The organism is Stenotrophomonas sp. PS02301 (assembly GCF_029959485.1).
GTDB lineage: Bacteria > Pseudomonadota > Gammaproteobacteria > Xanthomonadales > Xanthomonadaceae > Stenotrophomonas > Stenotrophomonas maltophilia_Z.
Map to the genome: position 1 here is coordinate 1 of NZ_JASCOO010000029.1, position 23086 is coordinate 23086.

23 protein-coding genes and 1 tRNA gene are annotated in these 23086 nt (G+C 66.5%); 21 read left to right on the top strand and 3 right to left on the bottom strand.

Annotated features, from left to right (window positions below):
• From QMX81_RS09500 to QMX81_RS09515, 4 genes are all read left to right on the top strand, one after another.
• On the top strand, window positions 1-1528 hold a 1528-nt coding region (locus QMX81_RS09500), incomplete at its 5' end, for a FimV/HubP family polar landmark protein (protein ID WP_282260909.1).
• Complete coding sequence (locus tag QMX81_RS09505) at window positions 1525-1908, top strand: VOC family protein (protein ID WP_121038459.1); 384 nt, start codon at window positions 1525-1527, stop codon at window positions 1906-1908. The genes QMX81_RS09500 and QMX81_RS09505, both read left to right, overlap by 4 nt.
• Before the next feature lie 49 nt (window positions 1909-1957).
• Window positions 1958-2731, top strand: a complete 774-nt coding sequence (gene truA / locus QMX81_RS09510; protein ID WP_282260917.1) for a tRNA pseudouridine(38-40) synthase TruA — start codon at window positions 1958-1960, stop codon at window positions 2729-2731.
• Entirely contained in the window at window positions 2728-3384 is a 657-nt protein-coding gene (locus QMX81_RS09515) for a phosphoribosylanthranilate isomerase (protein ID WP_088433287.1), read from the top strand. Before truA ends, QMX81_RS09515 begins: the two co-directional genes overlap by 4 nt.
• Before the next feature lie 75 nt (window positions 3385-3459).
• Here the strand turns inward: QMX81_RS09515 and QMX81_RS09520 are convergent, their stop codons facing one another.
• A complete protein-coding gene (locus QMX81_RS09520; RefSeq protein WP_282260920.1) occupies window positions 3460-4350 on the bottom strand; it encodes a LysR family transcriptional regulator in 891 nt (296 codons plus the stop codon).
• Window positions 4351-4445: 95 nt separating this feature from the next.
• Here QMX81_RS09520 and trpB point away from each other — a divergent pair, with 95 nt between their 5' ends.
• From trpB to glmM, 5 genes are all read left to right on the top strand, one after another.
• The gene (gene trpB / locus QMX81_RS09525) at window positions 4446-5672 is read left to right on the top strand and encodes a tryptophan synthase subunit beta (protein ID WP_121038450.1); all 1227 of its coding nucleotides are present in this window, start codon (window positions 4446-4448) and stop codon (window positions 5670-5672) included.
• Window positions 5669-6367 carry a hypothetical protein gene (locus QMX81_RS09530; protein WP_282260923.1) on the top strand — a complete coding sequence of 233 codons (699 nt, stop codon included), beginning with the start codon at window positions 5669-5671 and terminating at the stop codon, window positions 6365-6367. The genes trpB and QMX81_RS09530 overlap by 4 nt, the downstream gene beginning before the upstream one ends.
• Before the next feature lie 7 nt (window positions 6368-6374).
• Window positions 6375-7181, top strand: coding sequence for a tryptophan synthase subunit alpha (gene trpA / locus QMX81_RS09535; protein WP_183073746.1), 807 nt, complete (start codon window positions 6375-6377; stop codon window positions 7179-7181).
• A gap of 138 nt (window positions 7182-7319) precedes the next feature.
• Window positions 7320-8204 (top strand): acetyl-CoA carboxylase, carboxyltransferase subunit beta, encoded by an 885-nt coding sequence (accD, locus tag QMX81_RS09540; protein ID WP_019182669.1) that lies wholly within the window; start codon window positions 7320-7322, stop codon window positions 8202-8204.
• The gene (glmM, locus tag QMX81_RS09545) at window positions 8204-9556 is read left to right on the top strand and encodes a phosphoglucosamine mutase (RefSeq protein ID WP_152154498.1); all 1353 of its coding nucleotides are present in this window, start codon (window positions 8204-8206) and stop codon (window positions 9554-9556) included. The genes accD and glmM overlap by 1 nt, the downstream gene beginning before the upstream one ends.
• Window positions 9557-9627: 71 nt before the next feature.
• Here the strand turns inward: glmM and QMX81_RS09550 are convergent, their stop codons facing one another.
• Window positions 9628-10482 carry a polysaccharide deacetylase family protein gene (locus QMX81_RS09550; protein ID WP_121038438.1) on the bottom strand — a complete coding sequence of 285 codons (855 nt, stop codon included), beginning with the start codon at window positions 10480-10482 and terminating at the stop codon, window positions 9628-9630.
• Window positions 10469-11620 carry a glycosyltransferase family 4 protein gene (locus QMX81_RS09555; protein ID WP_121038436.1) on the bottom strand — a complete coding sequence of 384 codons (1152 nt, stop codon included), beginning with the start codon at window positions 11618-11620 and terminating at the stop codon, window positions 10469-10471. Before QMX81_RS09555 ends, QMX81_RS09550 begins: the two co-directional genes overlap by 14 nt.
• 396 nt (window positions 11621-12016) lie before the next feature.
• Between QMX81_RS09555 and QMX81_RS09560 the strand changes: the two genes are divergently transcribed.
• From QMX81_RS09560 to nuoH, 12 genes are all read left to right on the top strand, one after another.
• Window positions 12017-12952, top strand: a complete 936-nt coding sequence (locus QMX81_RS09560; RefSeq protein WP_152154493.1) for a 2-oxoglutarate and iron-dependent oxygenase domain-containing protein — start codon at window positions 12017-12019, stop codon at window positions 12950-12952.
• A gap of 357 nt (window positions 12953-13309) precedes the next feature.
• Window positions 13310-14065 carry a triose-phosphate isomerase gene (tpiA, locus tag QMX81_RS09565; protein ID WP_121038430.1) on the top strand — a complete coding sequence of 252 codons (756 nt, stop codon included), beginning with the start codon at window positions 13310-13312 and terminating at the stop codon, window positions 14063-14065.
• 55 nt (window positions 14066-14120) lie between these two features.
• Window positions 14121-14561: a preprotein translocase subunit SecG gene (gene secG / locus QMX81_RS09570; RefSeq protein ID WP_121041164.1), complete on the top strand. Its 441-nt coding sequence runs from the start codon at window positions 14121-14123 to the stop codon at window positions 14559-14561.
• Between the two features lie 49 nt (window positions 14562-14610).
• Window positions 14611-14695 (top strand) — tRNA-Leu (locus QMX81_RS09575).
• A 112-nt stretch (window positions 14696-14807) separates the two neighbouring features.
• Complete coding sequence (locus QMX81_RS09580; protein WP_026069699.1) at window positions 14808-15164, top strand: NADH-quinone oxidoreductase subunit A; 357 nt, start codon at window positions 14808-14810, stop codon at window positions 15162-15164.
• The gene (locus tag QMX81_RS09585; protein WP_019182677.1) at window positions 15155-15709 is read left to right on the top strand and encodes an NADH-quinone oxidoreductase subunit B; all 555 of its coding nucleotides are present in this window, start codon (window positions 15155-15157) and stop codon (window positions 15707-15709) included. The genes QMX81_RS09580 and QMX81_RS09585 overlap by 10 nt, the downstream gene beginning before the upstream one ends.
• Window positions 15710-15741: 32 nt before the next feature.
• Window positions 15742-16494 carry an NADH-quinone oxidoreductase subunit C gene (locus tag QMX81_RS09590; RefSeq protein ID WP_121038427.1) on the top strand — a complete coding sequence of 251 codons (753 nt, stop codon included), beginning with the start codon at window positions 15742-15744 and terminating at the stop codon, window positions 16492-16494.
• A complete protein-coding gene (locus QMX81_RS09595; RefSeq protein ID WP_121038424.1) occupies window positions 16491-17798 on the top strand; it encodes an NADH-quinone oxidoreductase subunit D in 1308 nt (435 codons plus the stop codon). Before QMX81_RS09590 ends, QMX81_RS09595 begins: the two co-directional genes overlap by 4 nt.
• A 94-nt stretch (window positions 17799-17892) precedes the next feature.
• Window positions 17893-18420 (top strand): NADH-quinone oxidoreductase subunit NuoE, encoded by a 528-nt coding sequence (nuoE, locus tag QMX81_RS09600; RefSeq protein ID WP_121038421.1) that lies wholly within the window; start codon window positions 17893-17895, stop codon window positions 18418-18420.
• A gap of 3 nt (window positions 18421-18423) precedes the next feature.
• Entirely contained in the window at window positions 18424-19764 is a 1341-nt protein-coding gene (gene nuoF, locus QMX81_RS09605) for an NADH-quinone oxidoreductase subunit NuoF (protein WP_123730636.1), read from the top strand.
• Window positions 19761-21995, top strand: a complete 2235-nt coding sequence (gene nuoG / locus QMX81_RS09610; protein WP_282260942.1) for an NADH-quinone oxidoreductase subunit NuoG — start codon at window positions 19761-19763, stop codon at window positions 21993-21995. Before nuoF ends, nuoG begins: the two co-directional genes overlap by 4 nt.
• Window positions 21992-23083: an NADH-quinone oxidoreductase subunit NuoH gene (nuoH, locus tag QMX81_RS09615; protein ID WP_121038412.1), complete on the top strand. Its 1092-nt coding sequence runs from the start codon at window positions 21992-21994 to the stop codon at window positions 23081-23083. The genes nuoG and nuoH overlap by 4 nt, the downstream gene beginning before the upstream one ends.
• Window positions 23084-23086: the final 3 nt, after the last annotated feature.

Sequence of the window (23086 nt, forward strand, 5' to 3'; positions counted from 1 at the left end):
GCGCCGTGCTGAACCCGCCGCCGCACCCCGGCCGGCCGCGCCGAGGGCTGCACAGGCCGCCCCGGCCGCGCCCGTCGCCGCCGATGGTAGCGTCACCGTCCAGCGCGGACAGACGCTCTCGCAGATCGCCGGTCCGCTGGCGCGCGAGCAGGGCATCAACCGCGACCAGGCGATGATCGCGCTGCTGCGGGCCAACCCCGAGGCCTTCATCCGTGGCAACGTGAACCTGCTCAAGCAGGGTGCGGTGCTGCGCACGCCGGGCGCCGATGGGCTTGCCCAGATCGATGCACAACAGGCTGCGGCGATTGTGCGCGAGCACACCGCGCAATGGCGGCAGTCGCGCGCGGCGACCCCGCAGCCCGCCGACAGCGGGGTGGCCGCCGCGCCGTCTCCGGCCCCGGCCGCACCGACCGCTGCTGGCCAGGGCGCACGCCTGGAAATCGCGCCGGCCGTCGCCGCCGCCGGCACCACCGCAGGCACAACCACCGGCACCGCTGCCGGCACCGAGGGCGACATGCTGGGTAACGAACAACTGCGACAGGCCAAGGAAGACGTCGCCACGCGCGATGCCGAGATCCAGGAACTGCGCGAACGCGTGGCCGAGCTGGAAAAGCTCAAGGCTCAGCAGCAGTCGCTGATCACAATGAAGGACAACGATCTGGCCGCTGCGCAACAGCGCCTGGAGCAGGCACCCGGCACGCGTGACAGCGCCGGCGGTGGCTGGTACTGGTTGGGCCTGGTCGTGCTGCTGCTGGTGGTCGGTGGATGGGCGCTGGTACGCCGCCGCAAGCCATCGCCGCTGCCGCCGCTGTCGCGCGATGGGCTCGATGGCGCGGCATTGGCCGCGGCCGTCCCCGCGGCCGACTATGTGGACGAACTGGCCGCGCAGCAGGAGGACGCGCAGCGCGTGCCCGACGAAGAGACCATTGCAGAGGCCGACGTCTACGCCGGGCTGCGCCGCGAGCCGGTCTTCCCGCTGGCGTCATCCACGCACGACGCCGATCCGCATGATGCCCTCGACGATCCTCGCTGGAGTGCGACCGCGACGGACGAAGCACCGGTGTTGCCCGAGGTAGAGGCGACGGCGGCGTCTGCGTACAGCATCGAGGCCGACGCTCAGCATGTGAACGTGGATGAGGCGCTGTTCCGCGAGCCGACGCCGCTGATCGAGCCGCCAGCGCATGCGCTGGAAGCTGCCGCGCAGCCGTCGTTCCGCGGCGTGTTCGAATTCCCCGATGAAACGGCCACTGCCGAACGTCCAGCAGTCGAAAGCGATGACACCCTCGCGGCCGACGTTGCGCCGGTGACTGCCGGCCATGACGTCACCCTCGATAGTGCCGACTCGGTCGCCGACAACGCGCCCACCGCGCCCATCGGCAGCCCCGGTCGTGATCGACTGGAACTGGCCATCGCCTACCTGGACCTCGGCGATGCCGAGACCGCGCGGACCCTGCTGCACGAAGTGGCCGTCGGCGCCGACCCGCACAGCCAGGCCGAGGCGCGCGAACTGCTGGCGCGACTGGGATGAGCGACGCCCGCCCGCTGGCCGCCCGCGAACGGCGCCTGGACTATGTCGAGTTCGCCTCGCGCGATCCCGCCGCCAGCCGCCACTTCTTCGAGCAGGTGTTCGGCTGGTCGTTCGTGGATTACGGCCCGGACTACACCGCCTTCGACGATGGCCGTTTCCAGGGCGGCTTCTTCCGCGCTGAGCCGCAGACGGCCTCCGCTGGCGGCGCGCCATTGCTGGTGATCTACGCCGATGATCTGCAGCCCATGCTCGAGGCCGTGCTTGCCCAAGGCGGGCAGATCATCAAACCGGTGTTCGCCTTCCCCGGTGGCAGCCGCTTCCAGTTCGTGGAGCCCGGCGGCAACGAGCTGGCCGTATGGTCCGAGCGCGACGCCGTCTGATGCACTACCCGGCGCCTGCGCCGGCCCCCCCAAACCATTGAGGTTCACCATGCGCTACGCACTGGGCGTGGAATACGACGGCAGCGAATTCAAAGGCTGGCAGCAGCTCGGTGAGAGCGGCTGCCCAAGCGTGCAGGCCAGCCTGCAGGATGCGCTGTCCTCGGTGGCCAATGCGCCGATCCAGGTCGTGTGTGCGGGGCGTACCGATGCCGGGGTGCACGGTGAATGCCAGGTCGTGCATTTCGATACCGATGTCGTGCGTGATCCGCGCAGCTGGATGCTGGGCACCACCACGCGCCTGCCGCGCTCCATCGCTGTGCGCTGGTGCGTACCGGTGGCCGACGAGTTCCATGCGCGCTTCTCCGCGCGCGCGCGCCGCTACCGCTACCGTCTGCTCAACCGCCAGGTCCGCCCGGCACTCTATCGGCAGACCCTGAGCTGGGAGCGCCGGCCGCTGGATGCCGAGCTGATGCACGCGGCCGGGCAGGCTCTGTTGGGTGAGAACGACTTCAGCGCCTTCCGCAGCGTGCAGTGCGAGGCCCTGCACGCGCGCCGGCACATGCAGTCGCTCTCGGTGACCCGTCAGGGCGAGGTCGTGGAGGTCGCCGTTCAGGCCAATGCATTCCTTCATCACATGGTGCGCAATATCGTCGGTTCATTGATCCTGGTCGGTTGTGGTGAGCAGCCGGTCGCGTGGATGGGGCAACTGCTGGCCGGGCGCGACCGCACCGTGGCCGGCCCGACTGCCCCGCCGCAGGGATTGGTCTTCGTTGGTCCCCTGTACCCCGACAACTGGCAGCTGCCTGCCGAGGTCACCTTATGAGCCGCTCCTTCTACCGCACCCGTATCAAGTTCTGCGGCATGACCCGTGCCGGCGATGTGCGCCTGGCCGGCGAGCTCGGCGTGGACGCGGTCGGTTTCATCTTCGCCCGCGAGAGCAAACGCCGGGTCGCGCCGGCCGAGGCGCGCGCCATGCGCCAGGCAATCGCCCCGATGGTCGACGTGGTCGCCCTGTTCCGCGACAACACCAAGGAAGAGGTGCGCGAAGTGCTGCGCACTGTGCGGCCGACCCTGCTGCAGTTCCACGGTGACGAAGACGAATCGTTCTGCCGCAGCTTCAACATGCCGTACCTGAAGGCCGTGGCGATGGGCGGCAAGGACGAGGTCAATGCCCGTCAGCTGCAGCTGCGCTATCCCAGCGCGGCCGGCTTCCTCTTCGACAGCCACGCCCCCGGTGGCGGCGGTGGCACGGGCGTGGCCTTCGACTGGACCCGCCTGCCGACCGGCCTGCACCGGCCGTTCCTGCTGGCCGGCGGGATCACCCCGGACAACGTGTTCGACGCGATCGTGGCCACGCTGCCGTGGGGCGTGGATGTATCCAGTGGCATCGAGTCCGAACCGGGTATCAAGGACGGCTACAAGATGCGCAAGTTCGTCGAAGAAGTGCGCCGCGCCGATTGCCACGAAGCGGATTGATCCGCCCACCCTGGGCCTGGCACCCAGCACCTGGTAGTGCCGGCCGCTGGCCGGCAACGTGATACACCCGCGCACTCACCCCTTCAGCTGCTCCTGCAGCCACCCGGCCAGCGCATCCACCCGCGGATCGGCCGCACCCTCCGGCGTTGCCAGTACCCAAAACCCCCCGGTCGCGCCGAATCCCCAGGGTGCCAGCAGCCGGCCGGCGGCCAGCTCATCGGCCACGAGCGGTTCTGGCGCGATCGCCACGCCCAGTCCGGCAACCGCCGCTTCCAGCAGGTAATACAGATGCTCGAAGCCACTGCCCAGCTGCAGCTGTGCCGGCTCCAGCCCATGCGACAGGGCCCAGGCCGGCCACGCCTGCGGACGTGAGGTCGTATGCAGCAGCGATTCGCCCAACAAGGAGGCGGGCGGCTGATGCGCCAGCCGCGCCGCGGCCGGGTGCTGCGGACTCACCACCACGCCCACCCGCTCCGGCGCCAGCTCGCGCACCTGCCAGCCGCGTGGCCACGGCGGCTGGGCGAGCAGCAGTACGGCATCCAGGCCCTGCTGCCCGGCGGTGAAGCTCCCGTCCTGGGCGGACCAATGCAGCGGCAGCTGGGGCAGGGCGGTCTGCAACGCCTGCAGGCGGGGAATCATCCAGCGCGCCAGGATGCTGCCGCTGCAGCCGAGCACCAACGCTTCGGGCCGCTGCTGGCGCTTGAGCGCCACCACCGCCTCGCGGATCTGCTCGAACGCGCCTTCGCAGGCGGCCTGCAGATCCTCGCCGGCGCGGGTCAGGCGCAGCCCACGCCCTTCGCGCTGGAACAGCACGACGCCGAGGTGTTCCTCCAGCAGGCGCAGTTGGCGGCTGATCGCGCCATGGGTGACATGCAGTGCCTCGGCGGCACGGCCAACCCCGCCCAGCCGCGCGGCCGCTTCAAAGCTGCGCAGGGCATTGAGCGGGGGCAACGGTCCGTCGGTCATGTGAGTTTTCCTGACAGGTCGTGGCAGATATTATCGATATTCCTGTCATGACAGGTGCGTTAAATTGGCAGCCTGTCTCCACCGGCTGTCGCGCTATGTCTGCTTCCCCCGTCTCCCCCATCGTCGATTTCCACGCCTACCCCGATGCCAACGGCCATTTCGGCCGCTATGGCGGGAGTTTCGTCGCCGAGACCCTGATCGGACCGTTGCAGGAGCTGGCGGCCGCCTATGACCAAGCGCGGCGCGATCCGGCCTTCATCGCCGCCTACGACAAGGACCTGACCCACTACGTGGGCCGTCCCAGCCCGATCTATCACGCCGAGCGCCTCAGCCAGCAGGTCGGCGGCGCGCAGATCCTGCTCAAGCGCGAGGACCTGAACCACACCGGCGCGCACAAGATCAACAACACCATCGGCCAGGCGTTGCTCGCCGCGCGGATGGGCAAGACGCGCATCATCGCCGAGACCGGCGCCGGCCAGCACGGCGTGGCCAGTGCCACCGTGGCCGCCCGGCTGGGCCTGGAATGCGTGGTGTACATGGGTGCCACCGACATCGAACGGCAGAAGATCAACGTCTACCGCATGAAGCTGCTCGGGGCGACGGTGGTGCCGGTCACCTCCGGCTCGGCCACGCTCAAGGATGCACTCAACGAAGCGATGCGCGACTGGGTCACCAACGTGCGCGACACCTTCTACATCATCGGCACCGTCGCCGGCCCGGACCCGTACCCGCGCATGGTGCGTGACTTCAACGCGATCGTCGGCCGTGAAGCGCGCGCGCAGATGCTGACCGACTACGGCCGCCTGCCCGATGCGATCACCGCCTGCGTCGGTGGTGGCAGCAACGCAATCGGTCTGTTCCATGCCTTCCTCAACGACCGCGACGTGCGCATCGTCGGCGCCGAAGCCGCCGGCGACGGCATCGAGACCGGGCGCCATGCTGCCTCCATCGCGGCCGGTCGCCCGGGCGTGCTGCACGGCAACCGCACCTATGTGATCTGCGACGACGACGGCCAGATCACCGAAACCCATTCGGTCTCGGCCGGCCTGGATTATCCGGGCGTCGGCCCGGAGCATGCGTTCCTGGCCGATGCCGGCCGCGCCGAGTATGTCGGTATCACCGATGACGAAGCGCTGGCCGCGTTCCATCAACTGGCGCATAGCGAAGGCATCCTGGCCGCGCTGGAATCCAGCCATGCGGTGGCCCAGGCGATCAAGATCGCGCGCGATCTGCCGCGCGACAAGCTGGTGCTGTGCAACCTGTCCGGCCGTGGCGACAAAGACGTGCACACCATCGCTGCCCGCGAGGGTCTCGTTCTGTGAATCCGCTGCTGCGCCAGGGAAGTGCGCTGCTGATGGTGGTCGGCCTGACCGGCTGCGCGCCGCCGGATCCGCCGGTGTTGCCGGCCCCTGCCGCGCCTGTGGGCGCGGTGGCGCCGGCGCGGCAGCTGGCGAGCAATGACGATGACATTGCCAACCGCCCGATCGAGGACGCGCCGGAACCGCCCAAGGCTGCCGATGCGCCCGTTGTGGATGACGCTGCGCCGTCGGTAGTCTCGGTCGCGCTGGATCATGCCGGCGATGTGGTGATCGGGCAGCGCTTCACCGAGCTCGCCGCCGATGGCCCGTGGCATTCGGCCGGCCTGAGCGAAGGCGAGCCCAGCGGCGCCTGCGAGTACTACGAGCGTGGCAACCTGCCCGAAGGCGTCTCGATGATGGTCGAGGAGGACCACGTGCAGCGCTTCGAGCTGGCCCCGATCGAGGAATCCTACGAGGCCATCACCCAGCCGGGGCCGTTCGGGCTGCGCCTGGGCATGACGCTGGATGAAGCGCTCAAGCGTCTGCCGCCCGGCAGTACGCGCGCACCGCATGCCTATGACCCGGAAACGGGCGAGTACCTGACCTGGCAGGACCCCGGTTCGGATCTGGCGATCCGGCTGGAGATCTTCGACGGGGTGATATCGAAGCTGTACTGGGGCGCCAGTGGCGCCGTTGAACTGATTGAAGGATGTGCCTGAGATGTCCGTGGACCGTATCGATGCCTGTTTTGCCCGCCTGCGCGATGAGCGCCGCAAGGCGCTGATCCCCTTCATCACCGCCGGCGATCCAGGCCTGGAGGCTACCGTGCCGGTGATGCATGCACTGGCCGCCGCCGGTGCGGACGTGATCGAGCTCGGGGTGCCGTTCTCCGACCCGATGGCCGACGGCCCGACCATCCAGCGCAGCTCCGAGCGTGCGCTGGCCCGTGGGGCAGGGTTGCGCTATGTGCTGGAAACCGTCGCCGCGTTCCGCAAGGACGACGCCACTACCCCGGTGGTGCTGATGGGCTACCTCAACCCGGTCGAGATCCACGGCACGGCCCGCTTCGCGCAGTCCGCCATCGCCGCCGGCGTGGACGGCATCCTGCTGGTCGATCTGCCGCCGGAAGAAGCGGCAGAAACCCGCGAGATCTTCACCGCGGCCGGCCTGGCGCTGATCCTGCTGGCTTCGCCGACGACCGCCGATACCCGCCTGGATACGCTGTCCGCGATGGCCCAGGGCTACCTGTATTACGTCAGCTTCGCCGGCGTGACCGGCGCGTCCGAACGCCTGGACAGCAGTGCGGCCAGTGCCCGCCTGCGCGACCTGCGCCGCCGCTCCAGCGTGCCGGTGGTGGCCGGCTTCGGGATCAAGGATGCGGCCAGTGCCGCGGCCATGGCCGTGGAGGCCGATGGCGTGGTGGTAGGCAGTGCGCTGGTGGCTGCACTGGGTGAGGCGCCCGACGCCACGGCTGCGGCAGCAACCGCGCAGGCATTCCTCACGCCGCTGCGACGTGCCCTCGACGCCGCCTGAAGCACGTAAACGTACGTACCAGAATGGTTTACGTCAGCCCCCCGGCAACCGCCGGGGGGTGCCCGAGCATGGAAACGGTGAGCTAGACTGTCCGCCTTTGCGGCCCCCGGGCCGCCCTGAACGGAAGTAGCATCCCGCATGAGTTGGCTCAGCAAGTTGATGCCGTCTGGCATCCGCACCGACAACGTCCCCAGCAAAAAGCGCAGCGTCCCCGAGGGCCTGTGGGAGAAGTGCAGCAGCTGCGGCAGCGCGCTCTACCGTCCTGAGCTGGAAGAGAACCTGGAAGTCTGCCCCAAGTGTGGCCATCACATGGCCATCCGCGCGCGTGCGCGCCTGGCCGCGCTGTTCGATGCGGACAGCACCACCGAGATCGGTGCGCGCCTGGGACCGACGGACCTGCTCAAGTTCAAGGACCAGAAAAAGTACAGCGAGCGCATCAAGGCCTCGCAGAAGAACACCGGCGAGTACGACGCACTGATCGCCATGCAGGGCCTGATGAAGGGCCGCCCGCTGGTTGCCTCGGCCTTCGATTTCGCCTTCATGGGCGGCTCGATGGGCTCGGTGGTCGGTGAGCGTTTCTCGCTGGCTGCGGAAAAGGCGCTGGAGATCGGCGCGCCCTACGTGTGCTTCTCCGCCAGTGGCGGCGCGCGCATGCAGGAAGGCCTGTTCTCGCTGATGCAGATGGCCAAGACCTCGGCCGCGCTGGGTCGCCTGCGCGATGCCGGGCTGCCGTACATCTCGGTGCTGACCCATCCGACCACCGGTGGCGTGTCGGCCTCGTTCGCGATGCTGGGTGATATCAACATCGCCGAGCCGCAGGCACTGATCGGTTTCGCCGGCCCGCGCGTGATCGAGCAGACCGTGCGCGAAAAGCTGCCCGAAGGCTTCCAGCGCTCGGAGTTCCTGCTCGAGCACGGTGCGATCGATCAGATCTGCGACCGCCGCGAGATGCGCGACCGCCTGTCGGAGATCCTGGCCATGCTGGCGCGTCAGCCCGCACCCGCACCGGATGCGGCGGCCTGATGGCGTCGCGCAAGTATTTCGGCACCGACGGCATCCGCGGCAAGGTCGGTGAGGGCGTCATCTCCGCCGATTTCGTGCTGCGCCTGGGCAATGCGCTCGGGCGTGCGCTGACCGAGCGCAACGGGCACCGCCCGGTGGTGGTGATCGGCAAGGACACCCGTATCTCCGGCTACATGTTCGAAGCCGCACTCGAAGCCGGGCTGGTCGCCGCCGGCGCCGATGTGCAGCTGCTCGGCCCGATGCCGACGCCGGCGGTGGCCTTCCTCACCCGCACCCTCGGTGCGGATGCGGGTATCGTCATCAGCGCCTCGCACAACCCGCACTACGACAACGGCATCAAATTCTTCTCCGCCGATGGCGAGAAGCTCGATGACGCCACCGAGCTGGCGCTGGAGGCCGCGCTCGATGCGCCGTTCACCACGGTCGAGTCCGAGCGGCTGGGCAAGGCCATGCGTGCCCGCGATGCGGTTGGCCGCTATATCGAATTCTGCAAGGCCAGCGTGCCGCGCGGGTTCGATCTGCGCGGGCTGAAGATCGTGCTCGACTGCGCGCACGGTGCTACGTACCACGTCGCCCCGCTGCTGTTCCGCGAGATGGGCGCGGTGGTGATCAGCATCGGCGATGCGCCCAACGGCCTGAACATCAACGATGGCGTCGGCTCGATGCACATCGACAATCTCGCGGCGAAAGTGCGTGAGGTTGGGGCCGATTTCGGTATCGCCTTCGACGGCGATGGCGACCGCGTGCTGATGGCCGATGACCAGGGCAATCCGGTCGATGGCGATGACCTGCTGTTCGTGCTGGCCCAGGCCTGGCAGCGCAGTGGGCGACTGCATGGCCCGGTGGTCGGTACGCTGATGACCAACTTTGGCCTGGAGCAGGCACTGGAACGGCTGAACATCCCGTTCCAGCGCAGCAACGTCGGCGACCGCTACGTGCATCAGGCCCTGGTGGAAAACAATGGCGTGCTCGGCGGCGAAGCCTCCGGTCACCTGTTGTGCCTGGATCGCGCCACCACCGGTGATGCGATCGTCAGCGCGCTGCAGGTGCTGGAAGTGCTGCGCCGTGACGGGACCTCGCTGCGCCAGGTGCTGTCGGTGCTCAACAAGGTGCCGCAGAAGACCGTCAACGTGCGTCTGCAGGGCGCGGCCAAGGCGACCGTGCAGGCCGAGAGCGTGCAGGCCGCGCTGGCGGCTGCGCAGCAGGCAGTGAAAGGGCGTGGGCGTGCGTTCCTGCGCCCCTCGGGCACCGAGCCGGTGGTGCGCGTCACCGTCGAGGCAGACAGCGCAGAGCTGATGCAGTCCACGCTGGACAGCCTCTCGGCAGCGGTGAAGGCAGCTGCCGCGGCCTGAGCCGGGCAGGATGCCGGAAACTGAAAACGCCCCGGGAGACCGGGGCGTTTTCGTTGCAGCGCGGTGGCGCGTTACGGCCCCGCCACCATCTTCTTTTTCTTCGCCTTGAAGCGATTGAACAGGGGTGCGATCAACGGGTGGTAACTGTAGGCGATGCGCTTGCGCAGCCAGCTCGCCGGCCGGTTGCGGATCGCGAACCGATAGATGTGCCCCGGATCGCCGCCGACCACGTTGCGGCCGAACGGATGGGTGGTATGCAGGTAGTTGAAGCCCTGCGCCCGTGCGATCTGCACGTAGTCCTCGTCGAAATCGCCGTACGGCCAGCACAGCGTGTCCGAGACCGTTCCCAGCTGCTGCTGCAGCACTTCGCGTGCCACCGAGAGGTCGCCGCTGATGCCCTGGCGCTTGTGCTCGCGGGAGATATCCTGCTTGAGCCAGCGCGTGTGCGTGTGCGTATGGCAGTGCACCTCGAACGTGCCGGCGGCGATCATCGCGCGCGCTTCGCTCCAGCGCATCATCACCTCGTCCGGGCGGTTCTCGCGCAGGATCGCCGCCTCGCAGCCGCGATGGTCCGGCGTTGCGGGCAGGGTGGCGCCGGCCTGGCCGGCATGCGGGCGGACATCGCCTTCGCCCATCCAGCCGGTGACCACGAACACGACCGCGTGCATGCCGTACTTGGCCAGGATCGGGTGCGCGTACACCCAGTTGTCCAGGTAGCCGTCATCGAAGGTGATCACGATCGACTTGGCGGGGGTCGGCTTGCCAGCGAGGAAGCCGGCGTACTGGTCCAGCGTCAGCGAGGTCCAGCCGTTGGCCGCCAGCCAGGCGATCTGGCTTTCGAAGTTCTCCGGCGACACCGTGATCATCCCCGGAGAGGGGGAGACATGGTGGTGCATCAGCACCGGGACGGATCTAGCGTTGGCCATGGCCCAGTTCCTTCAACCACTGGTGGTAATAGTGTTCGGTCGCTTCAGTGTGACCGGTCGGGGTGAAACGGTGGGCGCTGCGCATCCACTCCCAGCCCGCCAGGCCCATCTGCTGGCGGCGGTCGGGCTGCTCGATCAGGGTGCGCAGTGCGTTGGTCAACGCAGCCTGATCGCCGAGCGGCGCGAGCAGGGCGTTGCTGCCTTCCACCACCATCTCCGGCACGCCGCCCACGCGCGTGGCGACGATCGGCACGCCGACGTACGCCGCTTCGAGAAACACCGTGCCGGCTGCCTCCTTGTGGGTAGCGAGGGCGAAGATATCGAAACCGGTCATCAGCCGGCAAGCGCCCTGGCGGTAGCCCAGCAAGTGCACCTGGGCGGCGATGCCGAGCTGCTCGCGCAGGGCGATCAGGCGGTCCATCACCGGCTGGCCGTCGCCGACGATCACCAGCTGCACGCGCGCATCGGCGCGGCACAGCGGCGCCATGGCCTGCAGCAGTTCCAGGTGGCCCTTGGGCTCGCGCAGCACCGCGACGCAGCCGACCACGATCTGTTCGTCGTTGAAGCCCAGCTCCGCGCGCACGTCCGCGCGGGTGTCCTGCAGGCACTGCCAAGGATCGCGCTTGGCGATCTGCGACCACTGCGGCGGTACTGCGATCGGCGGGACGATGCCGACGTGCGCGTCCTCGATGCCGCGGCTGACCATCAGCTTCTTCACGAAACTGCTCACCGTCATCACCCGGTGGGGCAGGCCGGTGTAGGTCAGCAGCGAGTTGATCGGGCTCATCAGGTGGCGCGAGCGCACCACCAGTGGCGTGCCGCCCAGGCGTGCGCCGGCAGCGGCGATCAGGCTGTCGCGGCGGCTGGTGGTGTTGACCACGTCGTAGCCTTGGCGGCGCACCAGGCGCGAGACTGACCAGATCCCCCGCAGCATGCGCAGCAGGCCGCCCATTTTCAGCGCGTGGACGGTGAAGCCGGCTTCGCGCGCCATCTCGCCCAGGCGGGCGCCGGGCTGGCAGAGCAGGGAGACGTCATGGCCGCGCTCGCGCATGGCCAGCATGTGGCGATAGATGTAGATCTCCTGCCCGCCAAATCCCTTGGCAGCCTCGGTATGGAGAATTTTCAGTGGCACGTTCATCGGTGGACAGTCCATGTGTGGAAAAGCGCCCGTGGCATTCGCGGGCGGCCATCGTCATTGCCTGCGGGATCGCGCCAGCGCATCCCATGCGCTGTGCGGTGCCGTGGGTGGAAGGTCATGCGGGTCCATCGGCCACACGCTGGGCCCTGCCGGCGTGAGCCAGCGCAACGCCGTCGGCGATGAGGGGAGGGCAGGGCATCCATGAGGCGGACCGGGCGACGCTGGGAGTAAAAGGGGCGGCGCGTGAGCGTCGCCGTTAGCCCGTTCTGGCCGTCTGGGCGCGCGCATTGTATCGGTTTGTATCAATGTATCGGTGGCGGGGTTGGCCCGATCTGGCACAATGTTCAGCCGGGCCACAGCTGGCCCACCGACCACCATGAACAAGCAGGAATCGCTGTGAGCCAGATCCCCACCCTCGATATCACCCGTTTTGACACCGACCGCGACGCGTTCGTGGCCGAGCTGGGTGCGGCCTACCGCGAATGGGGCTTTGCTGGCATCCGCAACCACGGCATTCCGCAGGCCGACATCGACGCCGCGTATGAGGTCTTCAAGGCCTTCTTCGCGCTGCCGGAAGAGACCAAGCGCCAGTACCACGTGCCCGGCAGCGGCGGCGCGCGCGGCTACACCGCCTTCGGCGTGGAGACCGCCAAGGGTTCGCAGCACTTCGATCTGAAGGAGTTCTGGCACATCGGTCGTGAGATCCCGGACGACTCCAAGTACCGTGACGTGATGGCCCCGAACCTGTGGCCGAGCGAGGTCCCGGACTTCCGTGAACGCGGCTACGCCATCTACCAGGCGCTGGACACGCTGGGTTCGCGCGTCCTGTCGGCGCTGGCCCTGCACATTGGCCTGCCGGAGGATTTCTTCGCCGACAAGACCAACAACGGCAACTCGATCCTGCGTCCGATCCACTACCCGCCGATCACCGCGGAGAACATCCCGAACGTGCGCGCCGGTGCCCATGGCGACATCAACTTCATCACGCTGCTGGTCGGCGCCAGCGCCGCCGGCCTGGAAGTGCAGTCGCACGAGGGCAAGTGGGTGCCGTTCACCTCGGACGCGGACACCATCGTGGTCAACATCGGCGACATGCTCCAGCGCCTGACCAACCATGTGTATCCCTCGACGATCCACCGCGTGGTCAATCCCCCGGGCGAGCAGGCGCGCCAGCCGCGTTATTCGGTGCCGTTCTTCCTGCACCCGAACCCGGATTTCCTGATCGACGTGCTGCCGACCTGCATCACCCCGGAAAACCCGAGCCGCTACCCGGAGCCGATCACCGCCCACGGCTTCCTGGAAGAGCGCCTGCGCGAGATCAAGCTGAAGTAAGCGATCCTACCGGAGCAAGAACGAAGGCCGCCGAAAGGCGGCCTTCTTCGTTTCGCGTATTGCCTGCCTCTGGCTGGCTCCAAACATTGCTGCCCTGGTTGCATTTGGCTATTCGCTGCCCCGTGTTGGGCGAGCGCTGCCATGCCCAGCCGGGACGCGGAGCGGGGTTTACGGCGTGTCCCGCCAACCCACCCACGCCCGCCCAGTCCGGGCACGTCCACCGGCCCCGTCGCCCTTGCTGTTGACTTGGGGCCGCAACGAAAAATAAATATCCAATTGAAATGTAAGCGTTTTCCCGCCAACGCCATTTCGTTGCATCCGTTATCATGGCCGGCTGATACCCAAAGGAGCCCCGCCATGCGCCGCAAGATCGTCGCCGGTAACTGGAAGCTGCACGGCAGCCGCCAATTCGCCACCGACCTGGTCAGTGACCTGGTTGCCGACCTCCCCCTGCAGGGCGTCGAAGTCGTGGTCCTGCCGCCGCTCCCGTACCTGGGCGAACTGGTCGAAGCCTTCGAAGGGCGCGCCGTCGCCTTTGGCTCCCAGGATGTCAGCAGCAACGAAAAGGGCGCCTACACCGGCGAAGTCTCGGCCACCATGCTGGCTGAAGTCGGTGCCCGCTATGGCCTGGTCGGCCACTCCGAACGCCGCCAGTACCATGCCGAAAGCAGTGAGCTGGTCGCGCGCAAGTTCGCCGCCGCCCTGCATGCCGGCCTGACCCCCATCCTGTGCGTGGGCGAAACCCTTGAACAGCGCGAGGCCCATCAGACCGAGGCGGTCATCGCCGCCCAGCTCGCCCCGGTGCTGGAACTGGTCGGCGCCGCCGGCTTCGCCCAGGCCGTGGTCGCCTATGAGCCGGTCTGGGCCATCGGTACCGGCCGGACCGCCTCCAAGGAGCAGGCCCAGCAGGTCCACGCGTTCATCCGTGGCGAAGTGGCCAAGCTCGATGCTAGAATTGCGGATTCACTGTCGATCCTCTATGGCGGCAGCGTGAAGCCCGACAACGCCGCGGAACTGTTCGCACAGCCCGATGTCGATGGTGGGCTGGTGGGCGGCGCCTCCCTGGTGGCCGCGGACTTCCTTGCCATCGCTGCCGCGGCGGCGGGGCGCTAATTAGTTACGTTGTCGGCCCAACCGCCGGCACGACATGTCCGAGGACGGATTCGAAATGCTGATGTTGATCCTCAATGTGGTCTACGTGCTGGTCGCAGTGGCCATGATCGCGCTCATCCTGATGCAGCGTGGTTCCGGCGCGGCCGCAGGGTCGGGTTTCGGTGCCGGCGCCTCGGGCACTGTGTTCGGCGCGCGTGGCGCGTCCAACTTCCTGTCCAAGTCGACCAAGTGGCTGGCCGTGGTGTTTTTCGGCATCAGCCTCTTCATGGCCTGGTACGCCAGCCATGGCTCGCGCCCGGCGGCGCAGCAGGATCTGGGTCTGATGTCGGCGCCGGCCGCCAGTGCGCCAGTCGCGCCGGCAGGCGAGCTTCCGGTCGTGCCGAAGGCCCCGGAAACCCCGTCGCAGCAGCCTGTTCCGTCGGCCACTGTGCCGGCTCAGGCGGAAACGCCGAAATCTGGTGAAGAAAAGCCTTCGGAAGGCACCCAGACTCGCTGAAGACGGTTACAATATGCGGCGCACTGGAGAACAACCGGTGCGATCGTAAGCCCAGGTGGCGGAATTGGTAGACGCACTACCTTGAGGTGGTAGCGACGAGAGTCGTAGGGGTTCGAGTCCCCTCTTGGGCACCATTTGTTTGTAAGCGGGTTCGTCTGGCGCGCAAAGCGCCAGGTAGCGGTATCCGTCCACTCCCCCATGCCAAAGCGCCTGCAGGCGCAGCGGCAGAGGCAAGAGAGAATCGCTGTGCTGGCCGAATATTTGCCGTCTCTGCTGTTTCTGATCGTTGCCACCGGTATCGGCGTTGCGCTGATGCTGGTTGGCCGATTCCTCGGTCCCCGACGTCCTGATCTTAAAAAGCTCTCGCCGTACGAATGCGGCTTCGAGGCTTTCGAGGACGCGCGCATGAAGTTCGATGTGCGCTACTACCTGATCGCGATTCAGTTCATCGTATTTGATCTGGAAATCATCTTCATCGTGCCGTGGACCCAGGTCTTCATGGAACTCGGCGCACGTTCGCTGGTCACGATGGGCCTCTTCGTAGGCATGCTTTTCCTCGGTTTCATTTACGTCTGGAAGAAGGGAGCGCTGGAATGGGAGTAATTCAGACGCTCGACGGCCTGATGAACAACCCGGTCCCGGAAGGGCGGGTCGATGACATCCTGCGCCCCGAAGGCGACAACCCCCTGCTCGAAAAGGGCTACGTGACCACCAGCGTCGATGCGCTGTTGAATTGGGCGCGTACCGGTTCGATGTGGCCGATGACCTTTGGTCTGGCCTGCTGCGCAGTGGAAATGATGCACGCCGGTGCGGCGCGTCTGGATCTTGACCGTTACGGTGTGGTGTTCCGCCCGTCGCCGCGTCAGTCCGACGTGATGATCGTGGCCGGCACCCTGGTCAACAAGATGGCTCCGGCCCTGCGCAAGGTCTATGACCAGATGCCGGACCCGAAGTGGGTCATCTCGATGGGCAGCTGCGCCAACGGTGGCGGCTACTACCACTACTCCTATGCAGTAGTGCGTGGCTGTGACCGCGTGGTGCCGGTGGACATCTATGTCCCCGGCTGCCCACCTACCGCCGAAGCGCTGGTGTACGGGATCCTGCAGTTGCAGAAGAAGATCTGGCGTACGCAGACCATCGCCCGCTGACATCCCTCCTGACAAGAGCACGCCAAGCCCCCATGGCAGAGCAAGCACATTCCTTCATCGACCGACTTTCCGCACGTTTCGCAGGTGCGCAGGTCTTCGTGGTCGAACCCCGCGGCGAAGTGACGCTGGAAGTGCCCGCCGCTGACTGGCATGCCACCGCTCTGGCGCTGCGCGACGAATTCGGTTTCGAGCAGGCGGTTGACCTGTGCGGCCTGGACTACCTCGGCTATGGCAGCGACGAATGGGATACGGCCGATGTGTCGTCCCAGGGCTTCAGCCGTGGCGTGGAGGGCAAGTCCGTCGGCCGTTTCGCCTGGGGTGAATTCCCCACCCGCGAAACCAGCGATGGCGCCCAGCCGCAGCCGATCCCGCTGCAGCGTTTCGCCGTGGTTACCCAGCTGCGTTCCTACCAGCACAACCTCACGATGCGCATCCGTTGCTTTGCGCCGAACGAGGAGCTGCCGGTGGTCGCGTCATTGACCAACATCTGGCCAGGCCTGAACTGGTTCGAGCGCGAAGCGTTCGATCTGTTCGGCGTGATCTTCGAAGGTCACCCGGACCTGCGCCGGATCCTGACCGACTACGGTTTCGTCGGGCACCCGTTCCGCAAGGATTTCCCGCTGATCGGCAACGTCGAAGTGCGCTACGACGAAGAGAAGCAGCGCGTGATCTACGAGCCGGTAACCTCGGTCGAGCCGCGCGTCGGCGTGCCGCGTGTCATCCGTGACGACGCCCGTTTCCAGACCGCTGCCGGCGAAAGCGCGCAGACGGAGGCAAGCAAGTGAGTGAATTCCACCAGGCCAGCCAGGCCTTTGCGAGCAATCCGGCCGAACTCCGGCAGGAGATCCGCAACTACACGATGAACTTCGGCCCGCAGCATCCGGCCGCGCACGGTGTGCTGCGCCTGATCCTGGAAATGGACGGCGAAACCATCATGCGTGCCGACCCCCACGTGGGCCTGCTGCACCGTGGTACCGAAAAGCTGGCCGAGTCCAAGCCGTTCAACCAGTCGATCGGCTACATGGATCGCCTGGATTACGTGTCGATGATGTGCAACGAGCACGCCTATGTGCGCGCGATCGAAACCCTGATGGGGATCGAGGCGCCCGAGCGTGCCCAGTACATCCGCACCATGTTCGACGAAATCACCCGCATCCTGAATCACCTGATGTGGTTGGGGTCCAACGCGCTCGATCTGGGCGCGATGGCGGTCATGCTGTACGCCTTCCGCGAGCGCGAAGAGCTGATGGACTGCTATGAAGCGGTCTCCGGCGCGCGCATGCATGCGGCGTATTACCGTCCGGGCGGCGTCTACCGCGACCTGCCGGACCACATGCCCAAGTACAAGGAATCGCGCTGGCACAAGGGCAAGGCCCTGAAGAACCTCAACGCCTCGCGCGAAGGTTCGCTGCTGGATTTCCTGGAGAACTTCACCGTTGAATTCCCCAAGCGCGTCGACGAATACGAAACCCTGCTGACCGACAACCGTATCTGGAAGCAGCGTACGGTCGGCATCGGCGTGGTCACCCCGGAACTGGCCCATGCCTGGGGCATGACCGGCGTGATGCTGCGCGGCTCGGGCATTGCCTGGGATCTGCGCAAGAAGCAGCCGTATGCCAAGTACGACGCGGTCGAGTTCGACATCCCGCTCGGCAAGGAAGGTGACTGCTACGACCGTTACCTGTGCCGCGTGGCCGAGATGCGCGAATCCAACCGCATCATCAAGCAGTGCGTGACCTGGCTGAAGGCCAATCCGGGTCCGGTCATGGTCAAGAACTTCAAGGTCGCGCCGCCCAGCCGCGAAGACATGAAGGACGACATGGAAGCGCTGATCCATCACTTCAAGCTGTTCAGTGAAGGCTACTGCGTCCCGGCCGGCGAAACCTACGCCGCCGTCGAAGCGCCCAAGGGCGAGTTCGGCTGCTACCTGATGTCCGATGGTGCCAACAAGCCGTTCCGCGTGCATCTGCGCGCGCCGGGCTTCGCCCATCTGTCCTCGATCGACTCGATCGTGCGCGGGCACATGCTCGCCGACGTGGTGGCCATGATCGGCACCTACGATCTGGTGTTCGGCGAGGTGGACCGGTGATCGCATCCGCTTGCACGACGCCTGACACCCGCCGGCTGCTGCCGGCGCTGCAGGCTCTGGTTTTTAACGATTTCGTATTCGCTGAGGTCGGCCGATGAAGGCGACAGGTAATTTCGAGGCGGCGCGTGACGTCGACCCGATGGTGGTCTTGAATGACAAGACCCGTGCGCACATCGATCACTGGCTGGCCAAGTTCCCGCCGGATCGTAAGCGCTCGGCTGTCCTGCAGGGCCTGCACGCCGCACAGGAACAGAATGCGGGCTGGCTGACCGACGAGCTGATCGCCGGCGTCGCCAAGTACCTGGATCTGCCGCCGGTGTGGGCCTACGAGGTCGCCAGCTTCTACTCGATGTTCGAACTGGAGAAGGTCGGCCGCCACAACGTCGCCTTCTGCACCAACATCAGCTGCTGGTTGAACGGTGCCGAAGACCTGGTCGCGCACGCCGAGAAGAAGCTCGGGTGCAAGACCGGTCAGTCCACCGCCGATGGCCGCATCTACCTCAAGCGCGAAGAAGAATGCCTGGCCGGTTGCGCAGGTGCGCCGATGATGGTCATCAATGGCCATTACCACGAGCGCCTGACCGTCGAGAAAGTCGACGAGCTGCTGGACGGGTTGGAGTAAGACATGGCACATCATCACGCACCCAGTGGTCCGGTCGGTCCCGCACCGTTGCCGCACCAGGTGGTCTACACCACCCTGCATTACGACACTCCGTGGTCGTATGAAAGCTACCTCAAGACCGGCGGCTACGCTGCCCTGCGCAAGATCCTCGAAGAGAAGATCTCGCCGGAGCAGGTCATCGAGATGGTCAAGCAGTCCAACCTGCGCGGCCGTGGCGGCGCGGGCTTCCCGACCGGCCTGAAGTGGTCCTTCATGCCCAAGGGCACCATGCAGAAGTACATCCTGTGCAACTCGGATGAATCCGAGCCGGGGACCTGCAAGGACCGCGACATCCTGCGTTACAACCCGCATTCGGTGGTGGAAGGCATGGCGATCGCCTGCTACGCCACCGGCTCGACCGTGGGCTACAACTACCTGCGTGGTGAGTTCCACCACGAGCCGTTCGAGAACTTCGAGCAGGCCCTGGCCGACGCATACGCGAACGGCTGGCTGGGCAAGGACATCCTCGGCAGCGGCGTGGACATCGACATCTACGGTGCGCTGGGTGCCGGCGCCTACATCTGCGGCGAAGAAACCGCGCTGATGGAATCGCTGGAAGGCAAGAAGGGCCAGCCGCGCTACAAGCCGCCGTTCCCGGCCAACTTCGGCCTGTACGGCAAGCCGTCGACGATCAACAATACCGAGACCTATGCCTCGGTGCCGGCGATCATCCGCAACGGCCCGGAATGGTTCGCAGGCCTGAGCCTGACCAAGAACGGCGGTCCGAAGATCTTCTCGGTCTCCGGTTGCGTGCAGAAGGGTGGCAACTTCGAAGTGCCGCTGGGCACCACCTTCGACGACCTGCTGGAAATGGCCGGTGGTCTGAAGCCGGGCCGCACGCTCAAGGGCGCGGTCCCGGGCGGCGTTTCGATGCCGGTGCTGAAGGCTGAAGAGCTCAAGGGCCTGCAGATGGACTACGACACCCTGCGTGCCCTGGGCACCGGTCTGGGGTCGGGCGCCATCGTGGTGCTGGATGACAGCGTCTGCTGCGTCAAGTTCGCCTGCCGCATCAGCCAGTTCTTCCACAAGGAATCCTGCGGGCAGTGCACCCCGTGCCGTGAAGGCACCGGCTGGATGCACCGCGTGCTGGAGCGCATCGTCGCCGGCAAGGCCACGATGGAAGACCTGCATCAATTGAAGACGGTGGCCGGCCAGATTGAAGGCCACACCATCTGCGCGTTCGGTGAAGCGGCGGCATGGCCCATCCAGGGCTTCCTGCGCCAGTTCTGGGACGAATTCGAGTACTACATCGTCAACGGTCATTCGATGGTTGACGGCAAGAAGGTGGAGGCAGCCGCCGCATGAGCGCGCAACCCGTAAACCCGAGCGTGCCACCGGATCATGTGACCGTCGAAATCGACGGCCAGTCCCTGGTCGTGCCCAAGGGCTCGATGATCATCCAGGCCGCCGACAAGGCGGGCATTCCGATCCTGCGCTTCTGCTACCACGAGAAGCTGCCGATCGCCGCCAACTGCCGCATGTGCCTGGTCGACGTGGAAAAGTCGCCCAAGCCGGCGCCGGCCTGCGCCACGCCCGTCATGGATGGCATGAAGGTCGCCACCCGCAGTGAAAAGGCGCTGAAGTTCCAGCGCTCGGTGATGGAATTCCTGCTGATCAACCATCCGCTGGACTGCCCGATCTGCGATCAGGGCGGCGAGTGCGAGCTGCAGGACGTTTCGCTGGGCTATGGCCGTTCGGTCAGCCGCTTCAACGAGCGCAAGCGCGTGGTGCCCGACGAGGACATCGGTCCGCTGGTCGCCACCGAAATGACCCGCTGCATCCAGTGCACCCGCTGCGTCCGCTTCACGGCCGACGTTGCCGGTACCTACGAGCTGGGTGGCATGTACCGCGGTGAGAACCTGCAGATCGGCACCTACGACGGCAAGCCGCTGACCACCGAGCTGTCCGGCAACGTGGTCGACGTCTGCCCGGTCGGTGCGCTGACCAACAAGGTGTTCCAGTTCCGCGCCCGGCCGTGGGAACTGACCGCGCGCGAATCGCTGGGCTACCACGACGCGATGGGCTCGAACCTGTTCCTGCACGTGCGCCGCGGCGAAGTACTGCGCGTGGTGCCGCGCGACAACGAGTCGGTCAACGAATGCTGGCTGTCCGATCGGGACCGCTATTCGCACCAGGGCCTGTACAGCGAAGACCGTGCGGTCAAGCCGCTGCGCAAGGTCAATGGCGAGTGGAAGGAAGTGAGCTGGGCCGAAGGCCTGGCCGCAGCCAAGGAGATCTTCGCCGCCCACCAGGGTGACGACCTCGGCGTGCTGGTGCACCCGTCGGCCTCGAACGAGGAGGGTGCACTGCTGGCCCGTCTCGCCGCCGGCCTGGGCACCACGAACATCGATCACCGCATCAACAACCGCGATTTCTCCGACGCCGCCACCGCCGAAGTCTTCGGCCTGCCGCTGGCCGAGATCGAAGGCGCGGACAGCATCGTCGTGCTCGGCAGCAACATCCGCCACGAGCTGCCGCTGCTGCATGCCCGCCTGCGCAAGGCGCAGACCACGCGCAACGCGAAGATCCACGCCGTCAATCCGGTGGACTTCGATTTCGCCTTCAAGCTGGCCAGCAAGCAGATCGTCGCCCCGTCGGCCTTCATCGACGCACTGGGCAACGCCGCGCTGCGCGACGCCGTGAAGGGCGCGAGCAACGCCGTGCTGATCGTCGGTGGCATCGCCGAAAACCACCCGCAGGCCGCCGCGATCCGCGCCGCTGCGCGTGATTTCGCCGCCGCGACCGGTGCCAAGCTGTGCCGCATCCCGCAGGGCGCCAATGCCGTGGGCCTGGCCCGCGCCGGCGTGCTGCCGGCCGGCAAGGACGTCAACGCCATGCTGGCGCAGCCGCGCAAGGCCTATGCCATCTACGGCATCGAGCCGGGCCTGGACTTCGCCGACGCCGCCGCTGCCCGCAAGGCACTGGCCGGTGCCCAGGTGGTGGCCTTCAGCCAGTTCGCCTGTGCCTCGACCCGCGACATCGCCGACGTGATCCTGCCGATCGGCGCGCTGCCGGAAGTGGATGCCACCCTGACCAACCTCGATGGTCGCGAGCAGTCGGCCCGTGCCGGCGGCAAGCTGCCGGGCGAGGCGCGTGAAGGCTGGCGTGTGCTGCGTGCACTGGGCGGCGAGATGTCGCTGGCCGGTTTCGAGTTCACCGATCTGGCCGGCCTGCGCGCCAGCCTGGCGCCGGTCAGCGTCACCGTCTCGTCCTCGGCGGCAACGCCGGTGGCAGGCGAGGGCCTGGAAGTGACCTCGACCGCCGCGATCTACCGCACCGATGCGGTGGTCCGTCGCGCCCAGGCACTGCAGTCGCATCCGCTCAACACCGCCCCGCGCATCGTGCTCAACATCGCCGATGCCGCCCGCCTGCAGTTGGCCGAAGGGCAGATGGCCAAGGTCGGCACCGATGCCGGTCGCGCCACCCTGCCGGTGGTGGTCGATGCCCGCGTCGCCGCGGGTTCGGTCTGGATTGAATCGGGCCACGGTGCAACCGCACCGCTGGGTGCCGCACGCGTAACGGTGGTGGCTGCATGAACGAATTGCTGTTGAACGCGGTTGACCCGCTGCACCAGTGGCTGCTGTCACTGGGCGACATCGGCGCGCTGCTCTGGATCATCCTGAAGATCCTGGTGATCGCCATGCCGGTGATCATCTCGGTGGCCTTCTACGTGGTCTGGGAGCGCAAGCTGATCGGCTGGATGCACGTGCGTCATGGCCCGATGTATGTCGGCATGGGCATCTTCCAGGCCTTCGCCGACGTCTTCAAACTGCTGTTCAAGGAGATCATCCAGCCGAGCAGCTCGCACAAGGCGATGTTCATCCTTGCGCCGCTGATCACGCTGGGCCCGGCCTTCGCGGCCTGGTCGGTGATTCCCTTCGACGCACAGATCGTGCTGTCCAACGCCAACGCCGGTCTGCTGTACCTGTTGGCAATGACCTCGCTGGGCGTGTACGGCATCATCCTGGCCGGCTGGGCCTCCAACTCGAAGTACGCGTTCCTGGGTGCCATGCGCGCCTCGGCGCAGATGATCAGCTACGAAATCGCGATGGGCTTTGCCCTGGTCGGCGTGATGATCGCCTCGGGCAGCCTCAACCTGAGCAGCATCGTGATGGCGCAGGCGGGCAACTCCGGTCTGTTCGACTGGTTCCTGCTGCCGCTGTTCCCGTTGTTCATCGTGTACTGGGTGTCCGGCGTCGCCGAAACCAACCGCGCGCCGTTCGACGTCGTGGAAGGTGAATCGGAAATCGTGGCCGGCCACATGGTCGAATACTCCGGTGGTGCATTCGCGCTGTTCTTCCTGGCCGAATACGCCAACATGATCCTGATCAGCTTCCTGATCTCGATCTTCTTCCTCGGTGGTTGGCTGAGCCCGCTCCAGGGCTGGATCACGGCAGACATCTCGCCGTGGATCGACTGGATCTGGAAGGGCGGCTGGCCGTGGCTGCTGCTGAAGGTCTTCTTCTTCGCCAGCTCCTACATCTGGTTCCGTGCCAGCTTCCCGCGCTTCCGTTACGACCAGATCATGCGTCTGGGCTGGAAGGTCTTCATCCCGCTCACCATCTTCTGGATTGCAGTGACGGCGTTGATGGTGTTTTACGGCGTGATCCAGAAGGGCGTCTAAGCG

Excerpts from the sequence above, each read along its gene's own strand:
- QMX81_RS09505 (WP_121038459.1), top strand. The coding sequence starts at position 1,525 with ATGAGCGACGCCCGCCCGCTGGCCGCCCGCGAACGGCGCCTGGACTAT.
- truA (WP_282260917.1), top strand. The coding sequence starts at position 1,958 with ATGCGCTACGCACTGGGCGTGGAATACGACGGCAGCGAATTCAAAGGC.
- QMX81_RS09515 (WP_088433287.1), top strand. The coding sequence starts at position 2,728 with ATGAGCCGCTCCTTCTACCGCACCCGTATCAAGTTCTGCGGCATGACC.
- QMX81_RS09520 (WP_282260920.1), bottom strand. The coding sequence starts at position 4,350 with ATGACCGACGGACCGTTGCCCCCGCTCAATGCCCTGCGCAGCTTTGAA.
- trpB (WP_121038450.1), top strand. The coding sequence starts at position 4,446 with ATGTCTGCTTCCCCCGTCTCCCCCATCGTCGATTTCCACGCCTACCCC.
- accD (WP_019182669.1), top strand. The coding sequence starts at position 7,320 with ATGAGTTGGCTCAGCAAGTTGATGCCGTCTGGCATCCGCACCGACAAC.
- glmM (WP_152154498.1), top strand. The coding sequence starts at position 8,204 with ATGGCGTCGCGCAAGTATTTCGGCACCGACGGCATCCGCGGCAAGGTC.
- QMX81_RS09550 (WP_121038438.1), bottom strand. The coding sequence starts at position 10,482 with ATGGCCAACGCTAGATCCGTCCCGGTGCTGATGCACCACCATGTCTCC.
- QMX81_RS09555 (WP_121038436.1), bottom strand. The coding sequence starts at position 11,620 with ATGAACGTGCCACTGAAAATTCTCCATACCGAGGCTGCCAAGGGATTT.
- tpiA (WP_121038430.1), top strand. The coding sequence starts at position 13,310 with ATGCGCCGCAAGATCGTCGCCGGTAACTGGAAGCTGCACGGCAGCCGC.
- secG (WP_121041164.1), top strand. The coding sequence starts at position 14,121 with ATGCTGATGTTGATCCTCAATGTGGTCTACGTGCTGGTCGCAGTGGCC.
- QMX81_RS09585 (WP_019182677.1), top strand. The coding sequence starts at position 15,155 with ATGGGAGTAATTCAGACGCTCGACGGCCTGATGAACAACCCGGTCCCG.
- QMX81_RS09590 (WP_121038427.1), top strand. The coding sequence starts at position 15,742 with ATGGCAGAGCAAGCACATTCCTTCATCGACCGACTTTCCGCACGTTTC.
- nuoE (WP_121038421.1), top strand. The coding sequence starts at position 17,893 with ATGAAGGCGACAGGTAATTTCGAGGCGGCGCGTGACGTCGACCCGATG.
- nuoF (WP_123730636.1), top strand. The coding sequence starts at position 18,424 with ATGGCACATCATCACGCACCCAGTGGTCCGGTCGGTCCCGCACCGTTG.
- nuoG (WP_282260942.1), top strand. The coding sequence starts at position 19,761 with ATGAGCGCGCAACCCGTAAACCCGAGCGTGCCACCGGATCATGTGACC.
- nuoH (WP_121038412.1), top strand. The coding sequence starts at position 21,992 with ATGAACGAATTGCTGTTGAACGCGGTTGACCCGCTGCACCAGTGGCTG.